Origin of the sequence: Rhodopseudomonas sp. BR0G17, assembly GCF_010907025.1 — a bacterium.
GTDB classification, from domain to species: domain Bacteria; phylum Pseudomonadota; class Alphaproteobacteria; order Rhizobiales; family Xanthobacteraceae; genus Rhodopseudomonas; species Rhodopseudomonas palustris_H.
Map to the genome: position 1 here is coordinate 61,623 of NZ_QUML01000011.1, position 22,335 is coordinate 83,957.

General features: G+C 65.5%; 18 protein-coding genes. 13 read left to right on the forward strand and 5 right to left on the reverse strand.

The features are described from left to right. Positions 1–92: 92 nt before the first annotated feature. The 3 genes from DY467_RS11010 to DY467_RS11020 form a co-directional block, all read right to left on the reverse strand. On the reverse strand, positions 93–1,280 hold the full coding sequence (locus DY467_RS11010) for an acetyl-CoA C-acyltransferase (protein WP_164635998.1): 1,188 nt from the start codon (positions 1,278–1,280) through the stop codon (positions 93–95). Positions 1,281–1,311: 31 nt separating this feature from the next. After that, positions 1,312–2,970, reverse strand: a complete 1,659-nt coding sequence (pimA, locus tag DY467_RS11015; RefSeq protein ID WP_164636000.1) for a dicarboxylate--CoA ligase PimA — start codon at positions 2,968–2,970, stop codon at positions 1,312–1,314. Positions 2,971–3,150: 180 nt separating this feature from the next. Further along, a complete protein-coding gene (locus DY467_RS11020) occupies positions 3,151–5,250 on the reverse strand; it encodes a 3-hydroxyacyl-CoA dehydrogenase NAD-binding domain-containing protein (protein ID WP_164636002.1) in 2,100 nt (699 codons plus the stop codon). Between the two features lie 132 nt (positions 5,251–5,382). On the opposite strand from DY467_RS11020, the gene DY467_RS11025 reads away from it, so the two are divergent. The 8 genes from DY467_RS11025 to DY467_RS11060 all read left to right on the forward strand — a co-directional run bounded on the left by DY467_RS11025 (position 5,383) and on the right by DY467_RS11060 (position 14,125). Then, the gene (locus DY467_RS11025; RefSeq protein ID WP_011159256.1) at positions 5,383–6,249 is read left to right on the forward strand and encodes an IclR family transcriptional regulator; all 867 of its coding nucleotides are present in this window, start codon (positions 5,383–5,385) and stop codon (positions 6,247–6,249) included. 30 nt (positions 6,250–6,279) lie between these two features. After that, complete coding sequence (locus DY467_RS11030; RefSeq protein ID WP_011159257.1) at positions 6,280–7,080, forward strand: ABC transporter ATP-binding protein; 801 nt, start codon at positions 6,280–6,282, stop codon at positions 7,078–7,080. Further along, on the forward strand, positions 7,077–7,790 hold the full coding sequence (locus DY467_RS11035; RefSeq protein WP_012497117.1) for an ABC transporter ATP-binding protein: 714 nt from the start codon (positions 7,077–7,079) through the stop codon (positions 7,788–7,790). The genes DY467_RS11030 and DY467_RS11035 overlap by 4 nt, the downstream gene beginning before the upstream one ends. A 10-nt stretch (positions 7,791–7,800) precedes the next feature. Next, positions 7,801–8,679 (forward strand): branched-chain amino acid ABC transporter permease, encoded by an 879-nt coding sequence (locus DY467_RS11040; RefSeq protein ID WP_011159259.1) that lies wholly within the window; start codon positions 7,801–7,803, stop codon positions 8,677–8,679. Positions 8,680–8,681: 2 nt separating this feature from the next. Beyond that, entirely contained in the window at positions 8,682–9,701 is a 1,020-nt protein-coding gene (locus DY467_RS11045) for a branched-chain amino acid ABC transporter permease (RefSeq protein WP_107345466.1), read from the forward strand. 201 nt (positions 9,702–9,902) lie between these two features. After that, positions 9,903–11,135 (forward strand): ABC transporter substrate-binding protein, encoded by a 1,233-nt coding sequence (locus DY467_RS11050; protein WP_164636004.1) that lies wholly within the window; start codon positions 9,903–9,905, stop codon positions 11,133–11,135. 180 nt (positions 11,136–11,315) lie between these two features. Next, on the forward strand, positions 11,316–12,551 hold the full coding sequence (locus DY467_RS11055; protein ID WP_164636006.1) for an ABC transporter substrate-binding protein: 1,236 nt from the start codon (positions 11,316–11,318) through the stop codon (positions 12,549–12,551). A 344-nt stretch (positions 12,552–12,895) separates the two neighbouring features. Next, complete coding sequence (locus DY467_RS11060; protein ID WP_164574055.1) at positions 12,896–14,125, forward strand: ABC transporter substrate-binding protein; 1,230 nt, start codon at positions 12,896–12,898, stop codon at positions 14,123–14,125. Between the two features lie 93 nt (positions 14,126–14,218). Here the strand turns inward: DY467_RS11060 and DY467_RS11065 are convergent, their stop codons facing one another. Next, positions 14,219–14,719 carry a YciE/YciF ferroxidase family protein gene (locus tag DY467_RS11065; RefSeq protein ID WP_107345470.1) on the reverse strand — a complete coding sequence of 167 codons (501 nt, stop codon included), beginning with the start codon at positions 14,717–14,719 and terminating at the stop codon, positions 14,219–14,221. A gap of 277 nt (positions 14,720–14,996) precedes the next feature. On the opposite strand from DY467_RS11065, the gene DY467_RS11070 reads away from it, so the two are divergent. The 3 genes from DY467_RS11070 (at position 14,997) to DY467_RS11080 (ending at position 18,475) form a co-directional block, all read left to right on the forward strand. Then, complete coding sequence (locus tag DY467_RS11070; RefSeq protein WP_164636008.1) at positions 14,997–16,043, forward strand: transporter; 1,047 nt, start codon at positions 14,997–14,999, stop codon at positions 16,041–16,043. Between the two features lie 188 nt (positions 16,044–16,231). Then, positions 16,232–18,244 (forward strand): carbohydrate porin, encoded by a 2,013-nt coding sequence (locus DY467_RS11075; protein WP_164636010.1) that lies wholly within the window; start codon positions 16,232–16,234, stop codon positions 18,242–18,244. 21 nt (positions 18,245–18,265) lie between these two features. Beyond that, entirely contained in the window at positions 18,266–18,475 is a 210-nt protein-coding gene (locus tag DY467_RS11080; protein WP_164636012.1) for a hypothetical protein, read from the forward strand. A 31-nt stretch (positions 18,476–18,506) separates the two neighbouring features. Here DY467_RS11080 and DY467_RS11085 read toward each other — a convergent pair whose 3' ends face one another. Beyond that, entirely contained in the window at positions 18,507–19,679 is a 1,173-nt protein-coding gene (locus tag DY467_RS11085) for a M20 aminoacylase family protein (protein ID WP_164636014.1), read from the reverse strand. A 124-nt stretch (positions 19,680–19,803) separates the two neighbouring features. Between DY467_RS11085 and DY467_RS11090 the strand changes: the two genes are divergently transcribed. Together DY467_RS11090 and DY467_RS11095 are read left to right on the forward strand one after the other, a co-directional pair. After that, positions 19,804–21,423 carry a GMC family oxidoreductase gene (locus DY467_RS11090; RefSeq protein ID WP_164636016.1) on the forward strand — a complete coding sequence of 540 codons (1,620 nt, stop codon included), beginning with the start codon at positions 19,804–19,806 and terminating at the stop codon, positions 21,421–21,423. Beyond that, complete coding sequence (locus tag DY467_RS11095; RefSeq protein ID WP_164636018.1) at positions 21,423–22,328, forward strand: alpha/beta fold hydrolase; 906 nt, start codon at positions 21,423–21,425, stop codon at positions 22,326–22,328. The genes DY467_RS11090 and DY467_RS11095 overlap by 1 nt, the downstream gene beginning before the upstream one ends. The last annotated feature ends 7 nt before the right edge of the window (positions 22,329–22,335 follow it).

Sequence of the window (22,335 nt, forward strand, 5' to 3'; positions counted from 1 at the left end):
GATCCTCCTTGGGTCGAATTCGTCTACGAAACTATCTTCGTCATTCCGGGTTCGCGAGCTGCGCTCGCGCCCCGGAATGACTCCCGTGAGGCTTACTGCACGATCTCGAACAGGCCGGCGGAGCCCATGCCGCCGCCGACGCACATCGTCACCACCGCATACTTCACCTTGCGGCGGCGGCCTTCAATCAGCGCGTGGCCCGCGAGGCGCGCGCCCGACATACCGTAGGGATGGCCGACCGAGATCGCGCCGCCGTTGACGTTCAGCTTCTCCGGATCGATGCCGAGCTTGTCGCGGCAATACAGCACCTGCACCGCGAACGCTTCGTTCAGCTCCCACAGGCCGATGTCGTCGACGCTGAGGCCGTGGCGCTTCAGCAGGCGCGGCACCGCGAACACCGGGCCGATGCCCATCTCGTCCGGCTCGCAGCCGTAGGAGACCATGCCGCGGAAGATGCCGAGCGGCTTGAGGCCCTTCGCGGCCGCGGTCTTGTCGCTCATGATCACCGTGGCCGAGGCGCCGTCCGACAGCTGGCTGGCATTGCCGGCGGTGATGGTGAAGCCTTCGCCGCGCACGGCCTTCAATCCAGCCAGACCCTCAGCGGTAGTCTCCGGCCGCGGGCCCTCGTCCTGCGACAGGGTGATGTCCTTGAACGACACCTCGCCAGTCGCCTTGTCGACAACGCCCATCTTGGTCGCGATCGGCGCGATTTCGTCGTTGAACTTGCCGCCCTGCTGCGCCGCCGCGGTGCGACGCTGGCTCTCGAGCGAGTACTCGTCCTGGCGCTCGCGCGAGATGCCGTAGCGCTTCGCCACGGTTTCGGCGGTGTCGAGCATCGCCATGTAGACGTCGCCCTTGATCGCCTGCAGCGCCGGATCGACGGCATGGAAGCTGTTCATCTTGTCGTTCTGTACCAGCGAGATCGACTCGCCGCCGCCGCCGACCGCGATCTCGACGCCGTCGAACAGCACCGAGCGGGCGGCGAGCGCGATCGCCTGCAGGCCGGAGGCGCACTGGCGGTCGATGGTGGTGCCGGCGGTGGTCACCGGGAGGCCGGCGCGCAGCAGCGCCTTACGCGCGATGTTGCCGCCGGTGGCGCCCTGCTGCATCGCCGCGCCCATCACCACGTCCTCGACCTCCTTCGGGTCGATGCCGGCGCGCTTCACCGCGTGCTCGATGGCGTGGCCGAGCAGCGTGGCGCCCTCGGTGGCGTTGAGGGCGCCGCGATACGCCTTGCCGATCGGCGTGCGCGCGGTTGAAACGATAACGGCCTCGGTCATATGCAGGCTCCTGCGGGGTTGCTGTTACGAATTACTTGGTCTGTGTCTTGTTGGTGGTCTGCTGGCTGCGCAGTTCGTGGCGGGACAGTTTGCCCACCGTGGTGCGCGGCAGTTCGTCGAGAAACTCCACGGCGGTCGGCAGCTCGTGCTTGCCGAGCTTGCCGGTGAGGAAGGCACGCAGCTCGTCGATGCTGAACGGCTGCGCCCCGTCGCGCAGCTTGACGAAGGCCTTTGCCGCCTCGCCGCGGTAATCGTCCGGCACGCCGATCACGATCCCCTCCTGCACCGCGGGGTGTTCGTAGATCGCCTGTTCGATCATCTGCGGATAGACGTTGAAGCCGCCGGAGATGATCATGTCCTTCTTGCGGTCGACCAGGAAGAAGTAGCCATCCTGGTCCATATAGCCGATGTCGCCGGTGAGAAAACGGTCGCCGACGAAACTGTGAGCGGACTCCTCCGGCCGGTTCCAATAGCCCTTGGTGACGTTCGGGCCGCGGACGCGGAGCTCGCCGACTTCGCCCGGCGGCAGCACGCGCTTCGGATCGTCGAGCGCGACGACATCGAGTTCGATGCCCGGCAGCATCAGGCCGATCGAGCCCGGTTTGTCCGGCCCTTCGGGCGGGTGGCCGGTGCCGGGCGAGCAGGTCTCGGTCATGCCCCAGCCGCTCTTCAGCTTCAGATTGGTCTTGCGCTCGAACAGCCGCGCGACCTCGACCGGCAGCGGCGCGCCGCCGGAGCCGGCCATCGTCAGCGACGACAGATCGCGCTTCTCCAGTGACGGATCGTTGGCGAGCGCGATCCACATTGTCGGCACGCCCGGGAACACGGTGGCGCGCTTCTCCTCGATGTCGCGGAAAACCGCGGCAACGTCGAACCGCTGATGCAGCGAGATCAAATCGCCCTGCTTCAGGCAGCGCAACAGGATCACGGTGAGGGCGTAGATGTGGAACAGCGGCAGCACGCAGATCACGCGATGAATGCCGCCGCTATTGGCGCGCACCAGACCCCAGACGTCGTAGATCGACACCGCCGAGGTCAGGTTGGAATGGGTGAGCATCGCGCCCTTCGGCAGGCCGGTGGTGCCGCCGGTGTACTGCAACAGCGCGATATCGTCCGGCACAATCGCCGGCCAGGCCATGGGCTTGGAGGCGCCCTTGATGAAGTCGGCGTAAGTAATCACTCGCGGATCGCTGGGCAGCGGCGCCAGCGGCGTGGCGGACTCGCCCCAGCTCGCATCGCTGCACACGATCAGGCGGTCGAGCAGCCCCTTGGCGAGAAACCTCTCGGCCATCGGCAGCAGCGCGGCGGAATCGGTGGTGATCAGCACCCGTGCGCCGGAGTCGCTGAGCTTGTGCGACAGCGCCCGCTCGCCATCGAGCGGCGACAGATGCACCACGCGGGCGCCGGCCTTCAGCGCGCCGAAGAAATTGATCGGATGGTCCGGGGTGTTGCCGATATACAGCGCGACCGAGGAGTCGCGGCCATAGCCTGCGGCGAGCAGCGCGGCCGCCGCGGTCTCGGCCATCGCTTCGAGCTTGGTGTAGGTGATCTGCCGATCCCGAAACTCCAGCGCCGGCCGCGACGCATAGTCCTTCGCGGCCTGCGCCAGCAGATCCGGCAACGTCCCCCTCGCGATTGGCGCATCCCAGCGAACGCCAGGCGGATAGTACTGCTCACCGGGATGGGACATGCGGGGCCACTTCGCGATTTGAGGGTGAACTAACGGCTCTTCGTCTCTGGCAGGAATAGCATTACGTCATGGTCTCCCCTCCCCCTTGCGGGGAGGGGTCGGGGGTGGGGGCCCCAGGCACTGTGCCCGCGTCGCCCTCACCCCGGCCCTCTCCCGCAAGCGGGAGAGGGAGAAGAGCGATCACGCCGCGGCCTTGGACGGCTGCGTGAGCGAGGCGAAGGTCTTGCCTTCGGCGGCGAGGCGGGCGAGCAGCGGCGCGGGCTCCAGCGACGGATCGTTGGTGGCCTTGGCGTAGGCCGACAGCCGCTCGGCGATGTGCTTGAGGCCGACGCTGTCGGCGTAGTGCATCGGGCCGCCGCGATAGATCGGCCAGCCATAGCCGTACAGCCAGACCACGTCGATGTCGCTCGGACGCGCCGCGATCTTCTCTTCGAGGATGCGGGCACCCTCGTTGATCATCGGGTACACCATCCGCTCGAGGATCTCCTCGTCAGTGATGTCGCGGCGCTTGAGGCCGAGCTTGGCGAGCGTGTCGTTGATCAGCGTCTCGACTTCCGGATCGGGCATCGGGGCGCGCGAGCCGGCTTCGTACTTGTAGTAGCCCTTGCCGGTCTTCTGGCCGAAGCGGCCGGCTTCGCACAGCGCGTCGGCGATCTCCGACTTGATGCCGCGATCCTTGCGCGAGCGCCAGCCGATATCGAGGCCGGCGAGATCGCCCATCGCGAACGGGCCCATCGGCATGCCGAACTTGGTGACGACGGCGTCGACCTGCTGCGGCAGCGCGCCTTCGAACAACAGCTTCTCGGACTGCTTGGAGCGGGCGGCGAGCATGCGGTTGCCGACGAAGCCGTCGCAGACGCCGACCACGACCGGCACCTTGGCGATCTTCTTGGCGATCGACACCGCGGTGAGCAGCGCGTCCGGGGCGGTCTTGGCGCCGCGCACGATTTCGCACAGCTTCATCACGTTGGCCGGCGAGAAGAAGTGCATGCCGAGCACGTCCTGCGGACGCTTGGTGGTGGCGGCGATCTCGTCGATCGACAGATAGGAGGTGTTCGACGCCAGCACCGCGCCCGGCTTGGCGTGGGCGTCGATCGCGGTGAACACTTCCTTCTTCACCGCCATGGTTTCGAACACCGCCTCGATGATCAGGTCGGCATCCTTGACGTTCTCGAGGCCAACCACGCCGGTGATCAGGCCCATCCGCTTGGCGGGCGCGTCCGCCGGGATGCCGCCGCGCGCTGCGGTGGCTTCGTAGTTCTTCTGCATGATGCCCATGCCGCGCTTGAGCTGCTCCTCGCCGGTCTCGATCAGCGTCACCGGGATGCCGGCGTTGGCGAACGACATCGCGATGCCGCCACCCATGGTGCCGGCGCCGATGATCGCGACGCGCGACACCGGGCGCGGCTTGGTGCCGTCCGGCACGCCGTCGACCTTGGCGGCTTCACGCTCGGCGAAGAATGCATAGCGCTGCGCCTTCGACTGATCGGACACGACGAGCTTCATGAAGCCCTCGCGCTCCTTCTTCAGCCCCTCCTCGAACGGCAGATCGATCGCAGCACCGATCGCGTCGGCGCAGGCGAACGGCGCTTCGAGGCCGCGCGCCTTCTTGGTCATCGCCGCAACCGCATTGGTGAAGATCGAGCGATCGGCCTTGGCGGCGGCGAGCTTGGAATCATCGTCACGCAGCCGGCGCAGCGGGCGCTTCTCGGCCACCACCTTCTTGGCGAACGCCACCGCGCCCGCGACCAGATTCTCGACGATCTCTTCGACCAGACCATGCTTGAGCGCTTCAGCGGCGCCGATCGGGCTGCCGCCGACGATCATCTGCACGGCGAGCTCAGGACCGACAGCGCGCGGCAGGCGCTGCGTACCGCCGGCGCCCGGCAGCAGGCCGAGCTTAACTTCCGGCAGACCGAGCTTGGCTTCCTTGACGGCGACGCGGAAATGGCAGCCGAGCGCGACTTCGAGGCCACCGCCGAGCGCGGTGCCGTGGATCGCAGCGATCGTCGGCTTCGGCGAATTCTCCAGCGCGGCGATGACGTCGTTGAGCGCCGGCGGCTGCGCCGGCTTGCCGAATTCGGTGATGTCGGCGCCGGCAATGAAGGTGCGGCCCGCGCACACCAGCACGATCGCCTGCACGGCGGGATCGGCAACGGCGGCGTTGACGTTTTCCAGAATGCCGCGGCGAACAGCCGCACTGAGCGCATTGACCGGCGGACTGTCGACCGTGACGATCGCGACCTGATCCTGCGTTGCGCGTGTGACTACTTCGCTCATGCCGTTCTCCTTGGGTTTGCGTTTCTTAGTTTGTTTCGCACTGCGAAAATTAATTCCACATCTTGACAGCGAGGGTTATTTTGAAGAGCGTCGATTGTCAACGACGTCCATAAAACCAAAAGCCGTGCAGGGATGAAGCGTCCACCGAAGAAACCCGCAACCGACCGCAGTTTCGTGGTGGCTCTGTCCCGCGGCCTGGAAGTGCTTCGCGCATTCGGCCCCAATGACGGGCTGCTCGGCAACCAGGAATTGGCGGCGCGCACCAAATTGCCCAAGCCGACGATTTCGCGGCTGACCTATACCCTCACCAAGCTCGGCTATCTCACGCAGGTTCCGCGCTTCGAAAAGTATCAACTCGCGCCGGCCGCGATGTCGCTTGGCTATGCGGCGCTCGCCAATCTCGGCGTCCGGCATTTGTCACAGCCCTACCGCGACGAATTGATGCAGCAGACCGGCGGCGCAGTCGCGGTTGGCGCGCGCGACCGGATCAGCATGATCTATGTCGGCCAGGCGCGATCGAGCCTCACCGTCGGCGTGCAACTCGACGTCGGCTCGCGAATCCCGATCGCCACCACCGCGATGGGCCGCGCTTACTTGTGTGCGCTGCAAAGCGAAGAACGCGCGGTTTTAATGAAGGAAATGCGCGAATACTACGGCAGCCGCTGGCCGCGCATCAAAGAAGGCATCGAACGCTCCGAGGAGATGGTCGCCAAGCACGGCTTTGCGATCTCGGTCGGCGAGTGGCAGGACGATGTGCACGCCGCGGGCGTTGCACTCACACTCAACGATGGTACCGGCCCCTACGCGTTCAACTGTGGCGCGCCGGCTTTCCGTTTCACGGAAGAGCGGCTGATCAACGACATTGGACCTCGCCTTGTCGCGATGGTAAGGAAAATCGAAGCGGCGCTCGGGGGAGTAGCTGCGCCGCAACCAAGAAAATCCGATAACAAAAGAACAAAAGGAGGGAAAGTTGCGCGTGTCGTCGAGGGGATCAGGTAGCAAAACGCTGCCTCGACCGGGCCACTGCAAATGATGCAGGCTCAGTCTTCTTCTTCCGCGTCGCCGCTTCTCGCGGTGCGCGACGTCAGCGTCGTGTTCGGTGGCATCGTCGCCCTGAACGGCATTTCTTTCAACATGCAAAAGGGCCAGATCCTCGGACTGATCGGCCCGAACGGCGCCGGCAAGACCACGTTGTTCAACTGCCTGTCGCGGCTGTATCAGCCGAGCAAAGGCGACATCCTGCTCGAAGGTGAGAGCATTCTGACGCGGCCGCCGCACCGCATCGCGGAGATCGGCATCGGCCGCACCTTCCAGAACGTCGCGCTGTTCCCGAACATGTCGGTGATCGACAACGTGCGCGTCGGCGCGCATTGCCGCACCAACAGCGACATCGTTTCGGATTCGCTGCGCATGCCGTGGATCCGCAGCACCGAGAAAGCGCTCAACAAGAAGGTCGACGATATCCTCGGCTATCTCGACCTGCGCAGCGTCGGCCACACCACGGTGTCGGGCCTGCCGTTCGGCACTCAGAAGCGCGTCGAGCTGGCGCGTGCGCTCGCCGCAGAACCGAAGATCCTGCTGCTCGACGAACCAGCCGGCGGCCTCAATCACGAGGAAGTCTACATCCTCGGCGACCTGATCCGCCGCATTCGCGACGACCGCGGCATCACCGTGCTGCTGGTCGAACACCACATGGGCATGGTGATGTCCACAGCCGACTACGTGGTCGCGCTCAATTTCGGACGCAAGCTCGCAGAGGGGACGCCGACCCAGGTGCAGAACGACCCGGATGTGATCAAAGCCTATCTGGGGAGCAAAGACGAACAATGACCGCGATGCTCAACGTTCGCGACCTGCGCGCCTATTACGGCCAGGTCCAAGCGCTGCACGGGCTCGAATTCGACCTGCACGAAGGCAGCCTCACCACCCTGCTCGGCGCCAACGGCGCGGGCAAGACCACCACGCTGCGGGCGATCTGCAACATGGTGCGTTCGACCGGCACGATCGAGTTCGAAGGCAAGGCCATCAACCGAAGCTCGACGGAATCCATCGTCAAGCTCGGCATCGCCCATGTGCCTCAGGGCCGCGGCACCTTCACCACGATGACCGTGGAGGAGAACCTGCAGCTCGGCGCGATGACCCGCAAGGATACCAAGGCGATCGCCTCGGACATCGAGCGGATGTACGCGCACTTCCCGGTGCTCAAGCAGCGCCACACCCAGCAGGCCGGCACGTTGTCCGGCGGTGAGCAGCAGATGCTCGCGGTCGCCCGCGCGCTGATGCTGCGGCCGCGGCTGATGCTGCTGGACGAGCCCTCGTTCGGCCTCGCGCCGCTGATCGTCCGGGATCTGTTCAAGATCCTCGGCAAGATCAACCGCGAGGACAAGGTCACCATCCTGGTGGTCGAACAGAACGCCCAGCTCGCGCTCGAACTCGCCGACAAGGCGTATGTGATCGAGACCGGGCGGATCGTGATGTCTGGCAATGCGGCGGAAATCGCCAGCAACGAAGACGTCCGCAAATCTTATCTGGGCTACTGAGGAGACGGCCATGGATCTGTTTCTGAACCAAATCCTGGCTGGCATCGCCACCGGTGCGATCTATGCCTGTATGGCGCTCGCCGTGGTGATGATCTACCAGGCGATCGACCACCTCAACTTCGCCCAGGGCGAAATGGCGATGTTCTCGACCTTCGTCGCCTGGCAGCTGATGCAGTGGGGCGTGCCGTATTGGGGCGCGTTCGTGCTGACGCTGGCGTTCTCGTTCGCGGGCGGCGTGATCATCGAGCGGGCGCTGTTCAAGCCGCTCGGCAACGCGCCGGTGCTGACCCACGTCGCGGGCTTCATCGCCCTGTTCGCGATCATCAACTCGGTCGCGGGCCTGACCTGGGACTTCACCATCAAGCAGTTCCCGTCGCCGTTCGGCTCCTCGCCGTTCCTCGGCAGCCAGCTGATCTCGACCCACCAGGCCGGGATGATCGGCGTCACCATCGTGCTGCTGATCCTGCTGTTCCTGTTCTTCCAGTACACTAGGATCGGTCTGGCGATGCGGGCAGCGGCGTCGCAGCCTGAATCGGCGCGGCTGGTCGGCATCAACACCTCGTGGATGATCGCGCTCGGTTGGGGCATGGCGGCCGCGATCGGTTCGATCGCCGGCATGCTGATCGCTCCGGTGGTATTCCTCGAGCCCAACATGATGGGCGGCGTGCTGATCTACGGGTTTGCTGCAGCGGTGCTCGGCGGTCTGTCCAGTCCGTTCGGTGCAGTGGTCGGCGGCTTCCTGGTCGGCGTGTTCGAGAACCTCGCGGGCACCTACATCCCGGGTGTCGGCAACGAACTCAAACTGCCGATCGCCCTGGCGCTGATCGTCACCGTGCTCGTCGTGAAACCCACTGGCCTGTTCGGCCGCACCATCGTCAAGCGAGTCTGAACATGAGCGCACTCCAGGAAATCGTCAACGATACCCAACCGGTCGAGACCACGCCGAAGAAGTACATGGCGCTCGGCAACACCGCCTCGGTCGTGGTGGTGCTGCTGCTGTGTCTCGCCCCGCTGGTCGCCAAGAACTTCATCATCTTCCAGATGACGATGGTTCTGATCTACGCCATCGCCGTGTTGGCGCTGAACATCCTGACCGGCGGCTCCGGCCAGTTCTCGCTCGGCCAGAGCGCGTTCTACGCGGTCGGCGCCTACACCTCGGCCATCCTGATGGAGAACTTCGGCGTCAACTACGCGTTGACGCTGCCGATCTCCGGAGCGATCTGCTTCATCTGCGGCTATCTGTTCGGCCTGCCGGCTCTGCGATTGAGCGGCATCTATCTGGCGCTCGCGACCTTTGCGCTCGCCACCGCGATGCCGCAGCTGCTCAAGCTACACTACTTCGAGCACTGGACCGGTGGCGTCCAGGGCCTGGTCATCACCAAGCCCGACGCGCCGTTCGGCCTGCCGATGTCGCAAGACATGTGGCTGTACTACTTCGTGCTGGTGGTCTCGATGGCGATCTACGTCGCCTCGGTCAACCTGCTGAAGTCGCGCTCCGGCCGGGCCATGATGGCGATCCGCGACAACGAAATCGCGGCTTCGGCGATGGGCGTGGACGTGGCGCGCTACAAGACGCTGGCGTTCGGCATCAGCGCCGGCATCACCGGCGTCGCCGGCGGCCTCGGCGCCATCGCGGTGCAGTTCGTCGCGCCAGACAGCTACACCATCCAGCTCGCGATCGCGCTGTTCCTCGGCATGGTGGTCGGCGGCGTCGGCTGGCTGCCGGGCTCGATCGTCGGTGCGGCGTTCATCGTGTTCGTGCCGAACATCGCGGAAGGCTTCTCCAAGGGTCTGTCCGGCGCGGTGTTCGGCGTGATCCTCGTCCTGATCATCTTCCTGCTGCCGCACGGCTCGCGGCAGATCGCCTACACGGTGCAGAACTGGGTGCACAAACTCGGCCGGCGGGCATAACCCGCCCGCACCGACCACTGCCAGCCCCTCGCGACCCGTTCGCGAGGGGCTTTTTCTTTGCCCGCTCTATGGTCGTTGCGGGCCCTGCACCGTCAGCGGAGCTGTTGCCCGATCGGAGGGTGTCCCGAAGGGCATGGCGGGCGTATGCAGGACGCCAGCGAAGCGCGCCGCTGTCCGCGCGCGCCACGATCCGATCGAGCCATGTCGCCCTTGAGCTTTTGCCGTGCGCGCCGAGGCGCGCTGCTGGCGCTGTCCGCCGCCGTTCTCGCCCTCGCCTCTCCGGCCCGCGCCGAGAACCCTGCGGCGACAGGCGCCGCCGCGATCCGCATCGGCAATCTGATGCCGTACTCGGGACCGGCATCTGCCTATTCGATCGTCGGTCGGATCGAGCAAGCCTATTTCAAGATGATCAACGATCAGGGCGGCATCAACGGCCGGCAGATCGAGTTCATCTCGTATGATGACGGCTACAATCCCGCCAAGGCGGTCGAGCAGGTGCGCAAGCTGGTCGAACGCGACGAGGTGCTGCTGGTGTTCAGCGCAATGGGCACGCCGTCCAACGCCGCGATCCAAAAATATCTCAACCTCAAGCAAGTGCCGCAATTGTTCGCCGCCAGCGGCGCCACCCGGTTCGGCGATCCCAAGGCGTTTCCCTGGACGATGGGTTGGCAGCCGCCGTACCAGACCGAAGGCAGGGTCTATGCCAAGTACATCCTGGCCACCAAGCCGACCGCACGGATCGCGGTGCTGTACCAGAACGACGATCTCGGCCGCGATCTGCTCAAGGGACTCAAGGATGGGCTCGGCGATCGGGCGACGCCGATGATCGCCGCAGAAGAGAGCTACGAGGTCACCGAGCCGTCGGTCGATAACCATGTGGCGCGGATGAAGGCCTCGGGCGCCGACGTGTTCGTGTCGATCACCACGCCGAAGTTCGCCGCCCAGAGCATCCGCGCCGCCGCCACGCTGGAGTGGCACCCGCTGTATGTGCAGGCACTGGTGTCGGCCTCGATCGCCGCGGTGATCCGGCCCGCCGGCGTCGACGCCGCCCAGGGGCTGGTGTCGGCCGCCTACAACAAGGACGCGGCCGATCCGCAGTGGCGCGACGATCCGGGCATGAAGCGGTTCCACGCCTTCCTCGACGCCTATGCACCGGACGTCGACCGCGGCGACAATTCGGTGGCCTACGGCTATGGCGCGGCGCAGTGCCTCGTCGAAGTGCTCCGCCGCGCCGGCGACGATCTCAGCCGTGCCAACATCATGAAGCAGGCCGCCAGCCTTCAGGGCTACGCGCCCGACACCCTGCTGCCAGGCATCACGGTGACCACCGCCGCGGACGACTTCCATCCGATCGAGCAGCTTCGGATGATGCGGTTCTCCGGCGATCATTGGGAACTGTTCGGCCCGGTGATCGGCGGCGAACTTCGCAACTAAGCCGCGCCGCCGCCCCTCCCACGCAGCCTCTATATTTATCGCCCTGCGGCATTTGGCGGCCTGCCGCAGTGCGGTTGTAATTCCGCTTTTGGTTGCTGCATACGCGAGAAGCGTGTTCAATCGGCTCCGGACCTCGACGTCCACACAAGAAGAATCGAAAATCCCAAGGAGCCTGTATTGATGCCCACCTTCCGTTCGCGCGCGCTTGCCGCCTCGGCAGCCGTCGCCGTCAGTTTTGCCGCATTCACCGGCACCGCTTTCGCCCAGAAGAAATACGACACCGGCGCGTCCGACACCGAGATCAAGATCGGCAACATCATGCCCTATTCGGGCCCGGCGTCGGCTTACGGCACCATCGGCAAGACCGAGGAAGCCTACTTCCGGATGATCAACGAACAGGGCGGCATCAACGGCCGCAAGATCAACTTCATCAGCTACGACGACGCCTACTCGCCCCCGAAGGCGGTGGAGCAGGTGCGCAAGCTGGTCGAGGGCGATGAAGTGCTGGCGTTGTTCAATCCGCTCGGCACGCCCTCCAATACGGCGATCCAGAAGTATCTCAACGCCAAGAAGGTGCCGCAGCTGTTCGTCGCCACCGGCGCCAGCAAGTGGAACGATCCGAAGGCGTTCCCGTGGACGATCGGCTGGCAGCCGTCGTACCAGAGCGAGGCGCAGATCTACGTCAAGTACATCATGAAGGAGAAGCCGAACGCCAAGGTGGCGATCCTTTATCAGAACGACGATTTCGGCAAAGACTACCTGAAGGGCACCAAGGACGGTTTCGGCGAGAAAGGCGCCTCGATGATCATCGCCGAGGAAGCCTATGAAATCTCCGAGCCGACCATCGACAGCCACATCGTCAAGCTGAAGTCGCTCAATCCCGACGTGCTGCTGATCTACACCACGCCGAAGTTCGGCGCGCAGACCATCCGCAAGACCGCCGAGCTCGGCTGGAAGCCGATGCAGATCCTCACCAACGTGTCGGCCTCGGTCGGGAGCGTGATGCAGCCCGCCGGCTTCGACAACGCCCAGGGCGTGTTGTCGGCCAACTACGCCAAGGATCCGACCGACCCGCAGTGGGACAACGATCCGAGCTTCAAGAAGTGGCACGCCTTCGTCGACAAATACATGCCGGGCGCCAACAAGGCCGACGGCAATCTGGTGTACGGCTACGGCGCCGCCCAGACGCTGCACAAGGTGATCGAGATGTGCGGCGACAACCTGACCCGCGAAAACCTGATGAAGCAGGCCGCCAGCCTGAAGAACTTCGAGCCGGACACGCTGCTGCCGGGCGTCAAGATCAACACCTCGCCGACCGACTTCGCTCCGATCAGCCAGCTGCAGATGATGCGGTTCAAGGGCGACAAGTGGGAGCTGTTCGGCGACATCATCTCGGCGGAAGCGCCGACGAACTGATCGCCTCCCGATCACGACCTGATTCTCAATCGTCCCCCGGCAAGCGATTGCCGGGGGATTTTCTTTGCGCCGAAGCCACGCGGCACACAACGATTGGGCGGCTCCGCACAACCCGCGCGAGCGGGTGCAACGCACCAACGCCGAACCGGATCGATAATCTGGTAGTTATACTGACATATTAGTGCGCTTTCGGTTACTTCGCATCGCAACAATACGTAGTGCGACGACATAGCTATCGACGATGCTTGCTGGCCCATTCCGGAAGGTGTTGAATGTTTGTCGAAGGGCCACCAAGAGCCCGTACCCGACACAACAATCACACATCCAAGAAAAGGGAGTCAGAAATGCCTTCACTCCGTTCGCACGCGGCTGCGCTTTCCGCGGCAGTTCTCCTCAGTTTCGCAGCCTCGAACGGCGCGCTCGCGCAAAAGAAATACGATCCGGGCGCAAGCGATACCGAAATCAAGATCGGCAACATCATGCCTTACAGCGGCCCCGCTTCCGCCTATGGCGTGATCGGCCGCACCGAGGCCGCCTATTTCAAGATGATCAACGACAAGGGCGGCATCAACGGGCGCAAGATCAACTTCGTCAGCTATGACGATGCCTATTCGCCACCGAAGACCGTGGAACAGGCGCGCAAGCTGGTCGAGAGCGACGAGGTTCTGCTGATCTTTAACTCGCTCGGCACGCCGCCGAATTCGGCGATCCACAAATACATGAACAGCAAGAAGGTCCCGCAGCTGTTCGTCGCCACCGGCGCCAGCAAGTGGAACGACCCGAAGAATTATCCGTGGACGATGGGCTGGCAGCCGAACTACCAGAGCGAGACCCAGATCTACGCCAAGTACATTCTGAAGGAGATGCCGAACGCCAAGATCGCCGTGCTGTATCAGAACGACGACTACGGCAAGGACTATCTGAAGGGCTTCGAAGACGGTCTCGGCGCCAAGGGCCAGTCGATGATCGTGATGAAGGAGAGCTATGAGGTCTCCGAGCCGACGATCGACAACCACATCGTCAAGCTGAAATCCACCGGCGCCGACGTCTTCATCAACATCACCACGCCGAAATTCGCCGCCCAGGCGATCAAGAAGCTGGCCGAAGTCGGCTGGAAGCCGACCCACTTCCTCAACAACGTCTCGGCCTCGGTCGGCAGCGTGATCAAGCCGGCCGGCTATGAGAACGCCCAGGGCGTGATCTCTGCGGCCTATCTGAAGGACGTCTCCGACGACCAGTGGAAGGATGACGCCGGCATGAAGGAGTTCCTCGCCTTCATGGACAAGGAGTTCCCGGAAGGCAACAAGCTCGATGGCGGCACCGTGGTCGGCTATGGCGTGGCGCAGACCCTAGTCGAAGTGCTGAAGAAGTGCGGCGACAATCTCACCCGCGAGAACGTCATGAAGCAGGCCGCCAGCCTGAAGGACTATCGCACCGAAGTGCTGCTGCCGGGGATCAAGATCAACACCTCGGCGACCGACTTTGCGCCCGTTAGCCAGCTGCAGCTGATGCGCTTCAAGGGCGAGAAGTGGGAGCTGTTCGGCGACGTCATCAGCGCCGACGTCGGCGGCTGAGACGGACTAACAGGCGATCAAGCAAAAGCCCCGGGCGGCAACGCCCGGGGCTTCGTCGTTTCGATCCGCCGATAGCCTGCGAGACGCGGCCGCTTACGCCGCGGCCTCGTAATTGACTTCGCTCTCGGCCAGCTTGGAGAGGGTCATATCGGTGGTCTTCTCCTGCTGTAGCGTCTGGTCGATCAGCTTGACCGCATCCTTCATGCCAAGCAGCCCGGCCCAGGTCTTCAGCGTGCCGTAGCGGGAGATCTCGTAGTGCTCGACCGCCTGCGCGGCCGCGAGCAGGCCGGCATCGAGCGCCTCGGTGCCCTTGTACTCGTCCATGATCTCCTTGCCCTCGTCGAGGATGCCGAGGATGGCGTCGCAGGTCTTGCCGCGGGCCGGCTTCTCGAGCAGTTCGAACACCTGCTCCAGCCGCTCGATCTGGCCCTCGGTCTCAGCGAGATGCTTCTCGAACGCGGCGCGCAGCTTGTCCGAGGTGGCGGCCTTGGCCATCTTCGGCAGTGCCTTCAGGATCTGCTTCTCGGCGAAATAGATGTCCTTCAAGGTGTCGAGGAACAGGTCGTTGAGGTCCTTGTCTTTGGTGGCGGCCATACTGTGAACTCCGTCGTGAATGGGTGTGGCGCTGTCAGTCCACCCGCCCAACGCGACCTTCCGAGGATTGTTCCTGGTATTCGCTGCCGGCGCGGCGCTGTCATCCCACCGTCAAATCGCCGAGGCAAAATCGTCATTCGTTCGTACAGAGTGACGAGAATGATCCGCGACAGCCGCCCCACCTCTTCGGTCGCCATAGCTTGCGTCGCCAGATCTCGCGTGGCCACTGTGCTGGTCCGGCGCAGCGTCGCGCTGCGTTCGGTCTGATCGCATCCCGATGCCCACCGTGCTGCCGCTCGCGGGTGACATCCGCTTCAGCATCCCCGGGGCGGAAGCCGCCGGCGGCGAAGCTGCGCGTCCGCCGGTGCCGGGCCTGATCTGGGCGTTCCGGATCGGCCCCGACGGCGCGGCGCATAGCGGACCGGACGGCACCTTTACGCCTGAGCTGCATGACGGCTGGACCTGGCTGCACCTCGATCTCACCGACAGCCGCGCGCTGCAGTGGATCGGCGGCACCGCGTTGCCGCCGCCGGCCAAGACGCTGCTGCAGGCCGCGGACGTCTATCAGCAGATCCACAGCCTCGACGGCTGCGTATACGGCGCGATCGCCGACCTCGGACGCGACATCGACGAGATCACCGAGGACATCGGCCTTCTGCGCTTCGTCATGACCGAGCATCTGGTGATCACCGGTCGCCACCAGCCGCTCGGCGCGGTCGACGCCGCCCGGCGGGCGCTGGAAAGCGGCCACCGGGTCGAGAGCTGCGCCGGCCTGTTCGACCTGATCGTCCACAACGTCGCCGAGGCGATCGAAGCGATCGCCGACGACATGGTGCAGGCGCTCGACCAACTCGAGGAAAAGCTGCTCACCGACGATACCGACGAGCTGCGCCAGGGCCTCGGCCGGCTGCGCCGAAGCTGCGTCCGGCTGCACCGGCATCTGTCCGGCCTGCGGGTGCTGCTGCACCGGTTCGACCGTGACGGCACCGAGCTGGCGCCGCGGCTGCGGCCCTGCGCCGGCAAGCTGGCGCAGCGGCTCGACGGGCTCGACCATTCGGTGGTGGAGATGCGCGAGCGCAGCCGGCTGCTGCAGGAAGAGCTGCACCTGCAGATCGAGGAGCAGGGCAACAACAGCCTGCGGGTGCTCTCGGTGCTGACCGCGCTGCTGCTGCCCCCGACCCTCGTTACCGGCATGTTCGGCATGAACCTGCACGGCCTGCCGTTCTCCGAGGATGGCGGCGGCTTCCGCTGGGCGCTGGTGATCATGCTGCTGTCGTCGATCGTCGCCTATGTGGTGATGAAGCGTTTCGGCCTCATCAGGTAACCCAATCCCGTGTGCCCGCCGTTCCGACCCCAGCCGCCCGTCGCGGCACCCCACCGGCCTGCCCCGGTCCACGTTGTGGCCCGGCGGCTACGCCATTGTGAAATCTGTGGGCGTGGCCGATCGATGGCCGCGCCCCGCCGATCGCTGTGATACGGGACGCAGCATCGAATACCAGGACGATCCAGCGCGTGCGAAACACTCTGCTCTTTCCGATCCTCGCTGCCGCCACGGTCTGCGCCGCGCCCGCCGGCGCGGCCGATCTTGCGCGCAAGGCGCCGGAAGCCCCGCGCGCGGTGTTCGACTGGAGCGGGTTCTATATCGGCTCGCATTTCAGCGCGGTCGCCGGTCACTCCAACTGGAGCTCCACCCCCGCCGGCGGCAGCGGCTCGATCGACCTGTTCGACGCCTTTCAGCTGTTCAAAGGCACCGGCAGCTACGTGATCGGGCTGCAGGCCGGCTACAACTGGATGCTGCCGTCGCGCTGGCTGATCGGCATCGAGGCCGACCTCAATTCACCGAACACTCTCGGCGGCAATACCGGCAACACCCTGCCGTCGGGCACGGTCGGCGGCCACGACCATCAGGCGCTGCTCGGCGGCACCGTGCGCGGCCGGGTCGGCTACGCGTTTGGCGGCTGGCTGCCTTACGTCACCGCCGGCTTTGCCTGGAGCTACGATCGGCTACGCTGGCCGCCAGATCCCGCGCTCGCGCAGCAGGAGACCGCGCTGCTGTGGCGGCTCGGTTGGGCCGCCGGTGCCGGCGTGGACGTGCCGCTGTCACCGGCCTGGAGCGCGCGCGCCGAATATCTGACGACCGGGTTCGGCTCCGGCACCGTCTCCTTTCCGATCGCCGGCCAGAGCGTGTCGTCCGACGTGCTGACCCATGCGGTCCGGCTCGGCCTGAACTATCGGCTCGGCGAGGACCTGACCAAGTCCGACGTGTTCACCAAGGGCATCGATGCGCTGGAGCTGGAGCGCTTCGCGGTGCATGGCCAGAGCACCTTCACCTGGCAATACGCGCCCGGCTTCCGCTCGCCGTATAGCGGCGCCAACAGCCTCGCCCCCAACCAGGCGCGCGAGACCTTCGACGCCACACTCTACATCGGCGCCAAGCTGTGGGACGGCGCCGAGTTCTGGATCAATCCGGAGATCAATCAGGGCTTCGGCCTCAGCGGCACCTTCGGCATCGCGTCGTTCCCGAGCGCGGAGTCCTACAAGGTCGGCGCCAACTATCCGTATGCACGGGTGCCGCGCTATTTCGTCCGCCAGACGCTCGATCTCGGCGGCGCGGTCGAGACCGTGCAGGGCGGGCCGAACCAGTTCGCCGGCAAGCAATCCGCCGAGCGGATCGTGATCACCGCCGGCAAGTTCTCGGTCGGTGACATCTTCGACGTCAACAAATACGCCCATGACCCGCGGGTCGACTTCCTCAATTGGGGCCTCGCCGACGCGCTGACCTTCGACTATGCGGCCGATGCCTGGGCGTTCACCTACGGCACCGCGGTCGAGTGGTACACCGGCGCCTGGACGGTGCGCGGCGGCGTGTTCGATCTGCCGCAGACGCCGAACAGTACCGATCTCGATTCCAGCTTCGGCCAGTTCCAGCTGATCGGCGAACTCGAGCATCGCCACGAGCTGTGGGGCCTTGCCGGCAAGGTGCTGGTCACCGGCTTCCTCAACCGCGCCCGGCTCGGCAACTTCACCGATGCGGTCCGCGCCGCGCAGGCGAGCGGCACGACGCCGAGCATCGCCGACGTGCGCCGCTACACCTCCAAGACCGGTCTGTCCGCCAGCCTGGAGCAGCAGCTCACCGCCGACATCGGCATGTTCGCGCGCGCCGGCTTCAGCAGCCCGAACCTCGAGACCAACGCCTTCACCGATTCCGACCGCACCGTTTCGGCCGGCCTGTCGCTGTCAGGACGAATGTGGGGCCGCGCCGACGACACCATCGGCATCGGCGGCCTACTCAACCACATCTCGGCGTCGCGGATCGCGTATCTCGACGCCGGCGGCCTGACCGCGATCATCGGCGATGGCCGCCTGCCCAACCCGGGCGACGAGAAGGTGTTCGAAGCCTATTACAGCCTGCCGGTGTATTCGTGGCGGTTGACCGCGGACTATCAGTTCGTCGCCAACCCGGCCTTCAACCGCGACCGCGGCCCAGTCCACCTGATCGCCACACGACTGCGTACGCAGTTCTAGCTACAGGGATGAGATTCCGTCATGGCCGGGCTCGTCCCGGCCATCCACGTCTTTCATGCGGTGATGTCTCTCAAAGACGTGGATGCCCGGCACAAGGCCGGGCATGACGGAGGTTTTGCACAAAGGTCCACGAACGTTCTCTCCGCGTCATTGCGAGCCGAAGGCGAAGCAGTCCAGAAGCCCAATGCATGGGGTTCCTGGATTGCTTCGTCGCTGCGCTCCTCGCAATGACGATGCGGAAGGTGCGATGCAACGCTTAGCGTCACGCCGCCAGTTGAGTCTCCACCAGACGCACCCAGTACGAGGTGCCGTACACGATCGCCTCGTCGTTGAAGTCGTAGGCCGGGTGATGCAGCCCGGCGCTGTCGCCGTTGCCGATGAACACGAACGCACCCGGGCGCTTCTCCAGCATGTAGGCGAAGTCCTCGGCGCCCATCAGCGGCGGCAGCGGCACCACATTGGACTCGCCGGCAATGTCGCGCGCGACCTGGATCGCCACGTCGGTCTCCGCCATGTGATTGACCAGCACCGGATAGCCGCGATCGTAGGTGAGCTCGATCCTGGTGCCGGTCACCTGGGCGACACCAGCGACGACGTCGCGCACCCGCTGCTCGACCATGTCGCGCACCTCGGCCGTCATCGTCCGCACCGTGCCCTTCAGCTCGGCGTATTGCGGGATCACGTTGCGGGCGTTGCCAGCGTGGAATTCGCACATCGACAACACCGCGGCTTCGAACGGATCGACGTTGCGCGAGACGATGCCCTGCAGCGCGGTGATCAGTTGCGCGCCCGCCAGCACCGGATCGACGCATAGATGCGGCCGCGCGGCGTGGCCGCCATGGCCTTCGATGCGGATGTCGATCGCGTCGGTCGCCGCCATCACCGGCCCAGGGCTGATCGCGAAGGCGCCGACCGGAATGCCGGGACCGTTGTGCATGCCATAAACCTGATCGATGCCGAACCGCTCCATCAGGCCGTCGTCGATCATCGCCGCTGCGCCGGCACCGCCCTCCTCGGCCGGCTGGAAGATCATCACCGCATCGCCAGCGAAGTTGCGCGTCTCGGCAAGATAACGCGCGGCGCCAAGCAGCATCGCGGTGTGGCCGTCGTGGCCGCAGGCGTGCATCTTGCCGGGCACCTTGGAGGCATAGGGCAATCCGGTCGCCTCGACGATCGGCAGCGCATCCATGTCGGCGCGGAGCCCGATCGCCTTGAGATCGCCTGTGCCGGCCTGCCGGGCACCGCGGATCACGCCGACCACGCCGGTGCGGCCGAGCCCGGTGACGACTTCGTCGCAGCCGAATTCGCGCAACCGCTCGGCGACGAACGCCGCGGTGCCTTCGACATCGTACATCAGCTCCGGCTGCTGATGCAGCGTGCGGCGCCAGGCCGCGATGTCGGGCTGCAGATCGGCGACGCGGTTGATCACGGGCATGAGACGATGCGGCTCCAGTTATCGAAGCCTGCAGGCTAACCGCCCCGTCCCGCTCCGGCAACTGTACAGCGCCGGCCCGCGGCGCTAAGCCTCTGCGCAACGACAAAATGCACGGGCGGACTCGATGACGGCACGGATCGAAGGCGAATTCGACACCATCGTGGTGGGCGCGGGCACCGCAGGTTGCATCGTCGCCAACCGCCTATCCGCCGATCCGAGCCGGAAGGTGCTGCTGCTCGAAGCCGGCGGCCGCGACAACTGGATCTGGTTTCACATTCCGGTCGGCTATCTGTTCGCGATCGGCAATCCGCGCTCCGACTGGATGTTCAAGACCGAGCCCGAGCCGGGCCTGAATGGTCGGTCACTGGCCTATCCGCGCGGCAAGGTGATCGGCGGCTCGTCGGCGATCAACGCGATGATCTCGATGCGCGGCCAGGCCGCCGATTACGACCATTGGCGCCAGCTCGGCCTCACCGGCTGGGGCTGGGACGATGTCCGCAAGGTGTTCCGCCGGCTCGAAGACCACTTCCTCGGCGACAGCGAGCATCACGGCGCCGGCGGCGGTTGGCGGATCGAGGCGGCGCGGCTGTCGTGGCCGATCCTCGACGCGGTCGCGAACGCGGCCTGCGAGATGGGAATCCCGCGCAGCGCCGACTTCAACACCGGCGACAACGAGGGCGTCGGCTACTTCCACGTCAATCAGAAGCGCGGCCGGCGCTGGTCGTCGGCGCGCGGCTTTCTCAAGCCGGCGCTGCATCGCTCCAACCTGCGGCTCGAAACCAATGTCGTGGTCGACCGCGTGCTGGTCGAGAGCGGCCGCGCGGTCGGCGTCCGCTTCCTGCAGAACGGCGTGCCGATCGAAGCCCGCGTCCGCCGCGAGGTGGTGCTGTGCGCCGGCGCGATCGGTTCGATCCAGGTGCTGCATCGCTCCGGCATCGGTCCGGCCGAATGGCTGAAGCCGCTCGGCATCGAGCCGGTGCTCGATCGTCCCGGTGTCGGCCGCAACCTGCAGGACCATCTGCAGCAACGCGCGATCTACAAGGTCAGCGGCGGTCGCACGCTGAACGAGATCTATCACTCGCTGCCGCGCCGCGCCTGGATGGGACTCGACTACGCGCTGCGCCGGCGCGGCCCGCTGACCATGGCGCCATCTCAACTCGGCATCTTCACCCGCTCCGATCCGCATCAGGAGCGCGCCAACATTCAGTTCCACGTGCAGCCGCTGTCGCTCGACAAGTTCGGCGATCCGCTGCATCGCTTCCCGGCGATCACCGTCAGCGCCTGCAACCTGCGACCGACCTCGCGCGGCGAGATCAAGCTGAAATCCACCGCGCTCGACGCCGCGCCGTCGATCGCGCCGCACTATCTGTCGACCGCCGAAGACTGCCGCGTCGCAGCCGATGCGATCCGCGTGACGCGGCGACTGATGAAGCAGCAGGCGCTCGCGACGTATCACCCCGAGGAGTATCTGCCCGGCCCGTCGGTCGGCGACGACGACGCCTCGCTCGCGAAGGCGGCCGGCGACATCGGCACCACGATCTTCCATCCCGTCGGCACCGCCAAGATGGGCCGCGCCGACGATCCGCTCGCCGTTGTCGACGAACGCCTGCGCTTCCACGGCCTCGATGGCCTGCGCATCGTCGACGCCTCGATCATGCCGACGATCACCTCCGGCAACACCAATACCCCCACCGCGATGATCGCCGAGAAGGGCGCGACGATGATCCTGGAGGATGGGAAGTAATGCATCTGATCCATCGGCATCGCCTCTGGATCGATAACGCCGGCGTGCGGATCGCACTGGTGCGTTGGGACGACGCCGATCCGGGCAAGCCAGTCGCGCTGCTGTTGCATGGCACCGGCTTCCTCGGTGAGATCTGGGACGAGATCGCGAACGGCCTTGCCGCCCGCTACACGGTCTATGCCCTCGACCGCCGCGGTCACGGCGCAAGCGACAAGCCCGGCCGGTATCACTTCGCGGATTTCGCATCCGACCTCGCCGCCGCGATCGACACGCTGGGACTGTCCAACATCTACGGCATCGGCCACAGCGCCGGGGCGACCGACCTGCTGCTCGCCGCCAAGCTGCTGCCCGACCGCTTTGCCCGTCTGTTCGTGATGGAGCCGACGGTGATGGATCCGAGCGTCGTTCCCGGCAGTGATGCGCGGCTAAGCGATCAGGGCGAGGCCGCGGTCAGCGGCGCGCGGCGCCGGCAGGCCGAATTCGCCAGCGCCGCTGCGGCCTTCGAACGCTACCGCAACGCGCCGGCGTTCGCCCCATGGTCGGAATACGCGCTGCGCGCCTATATCACCCACGGCTTCGCGCACCTGCCTGATGGCCGAGTGCGGCTGCTGTGCAGTCCGGATGTTGAAACCGAGATCCTGCGGCCGATCTTCGAGGCGATGGAGCAAGTCTATCGCGGCGACGACCGCGGCAATCCGTTCGGATGGCTGCGCGAGCTGAATAACTGCCCGGTGCGCATTGCCACCGCCGAACACTCCTGGCCGATCTACAAGGAGATGGCGGCGCGGGCCAGCGCGTTGATACCTGGCGCAAGCCGGATCGCGTTCGATCGCGTCGGCCACTGCGTCGCGCAGGAAGCGCCGGCGCGGCTACTCACCGCGCTGCAGGAGTTTGCAGACGCCTGATTGCGTA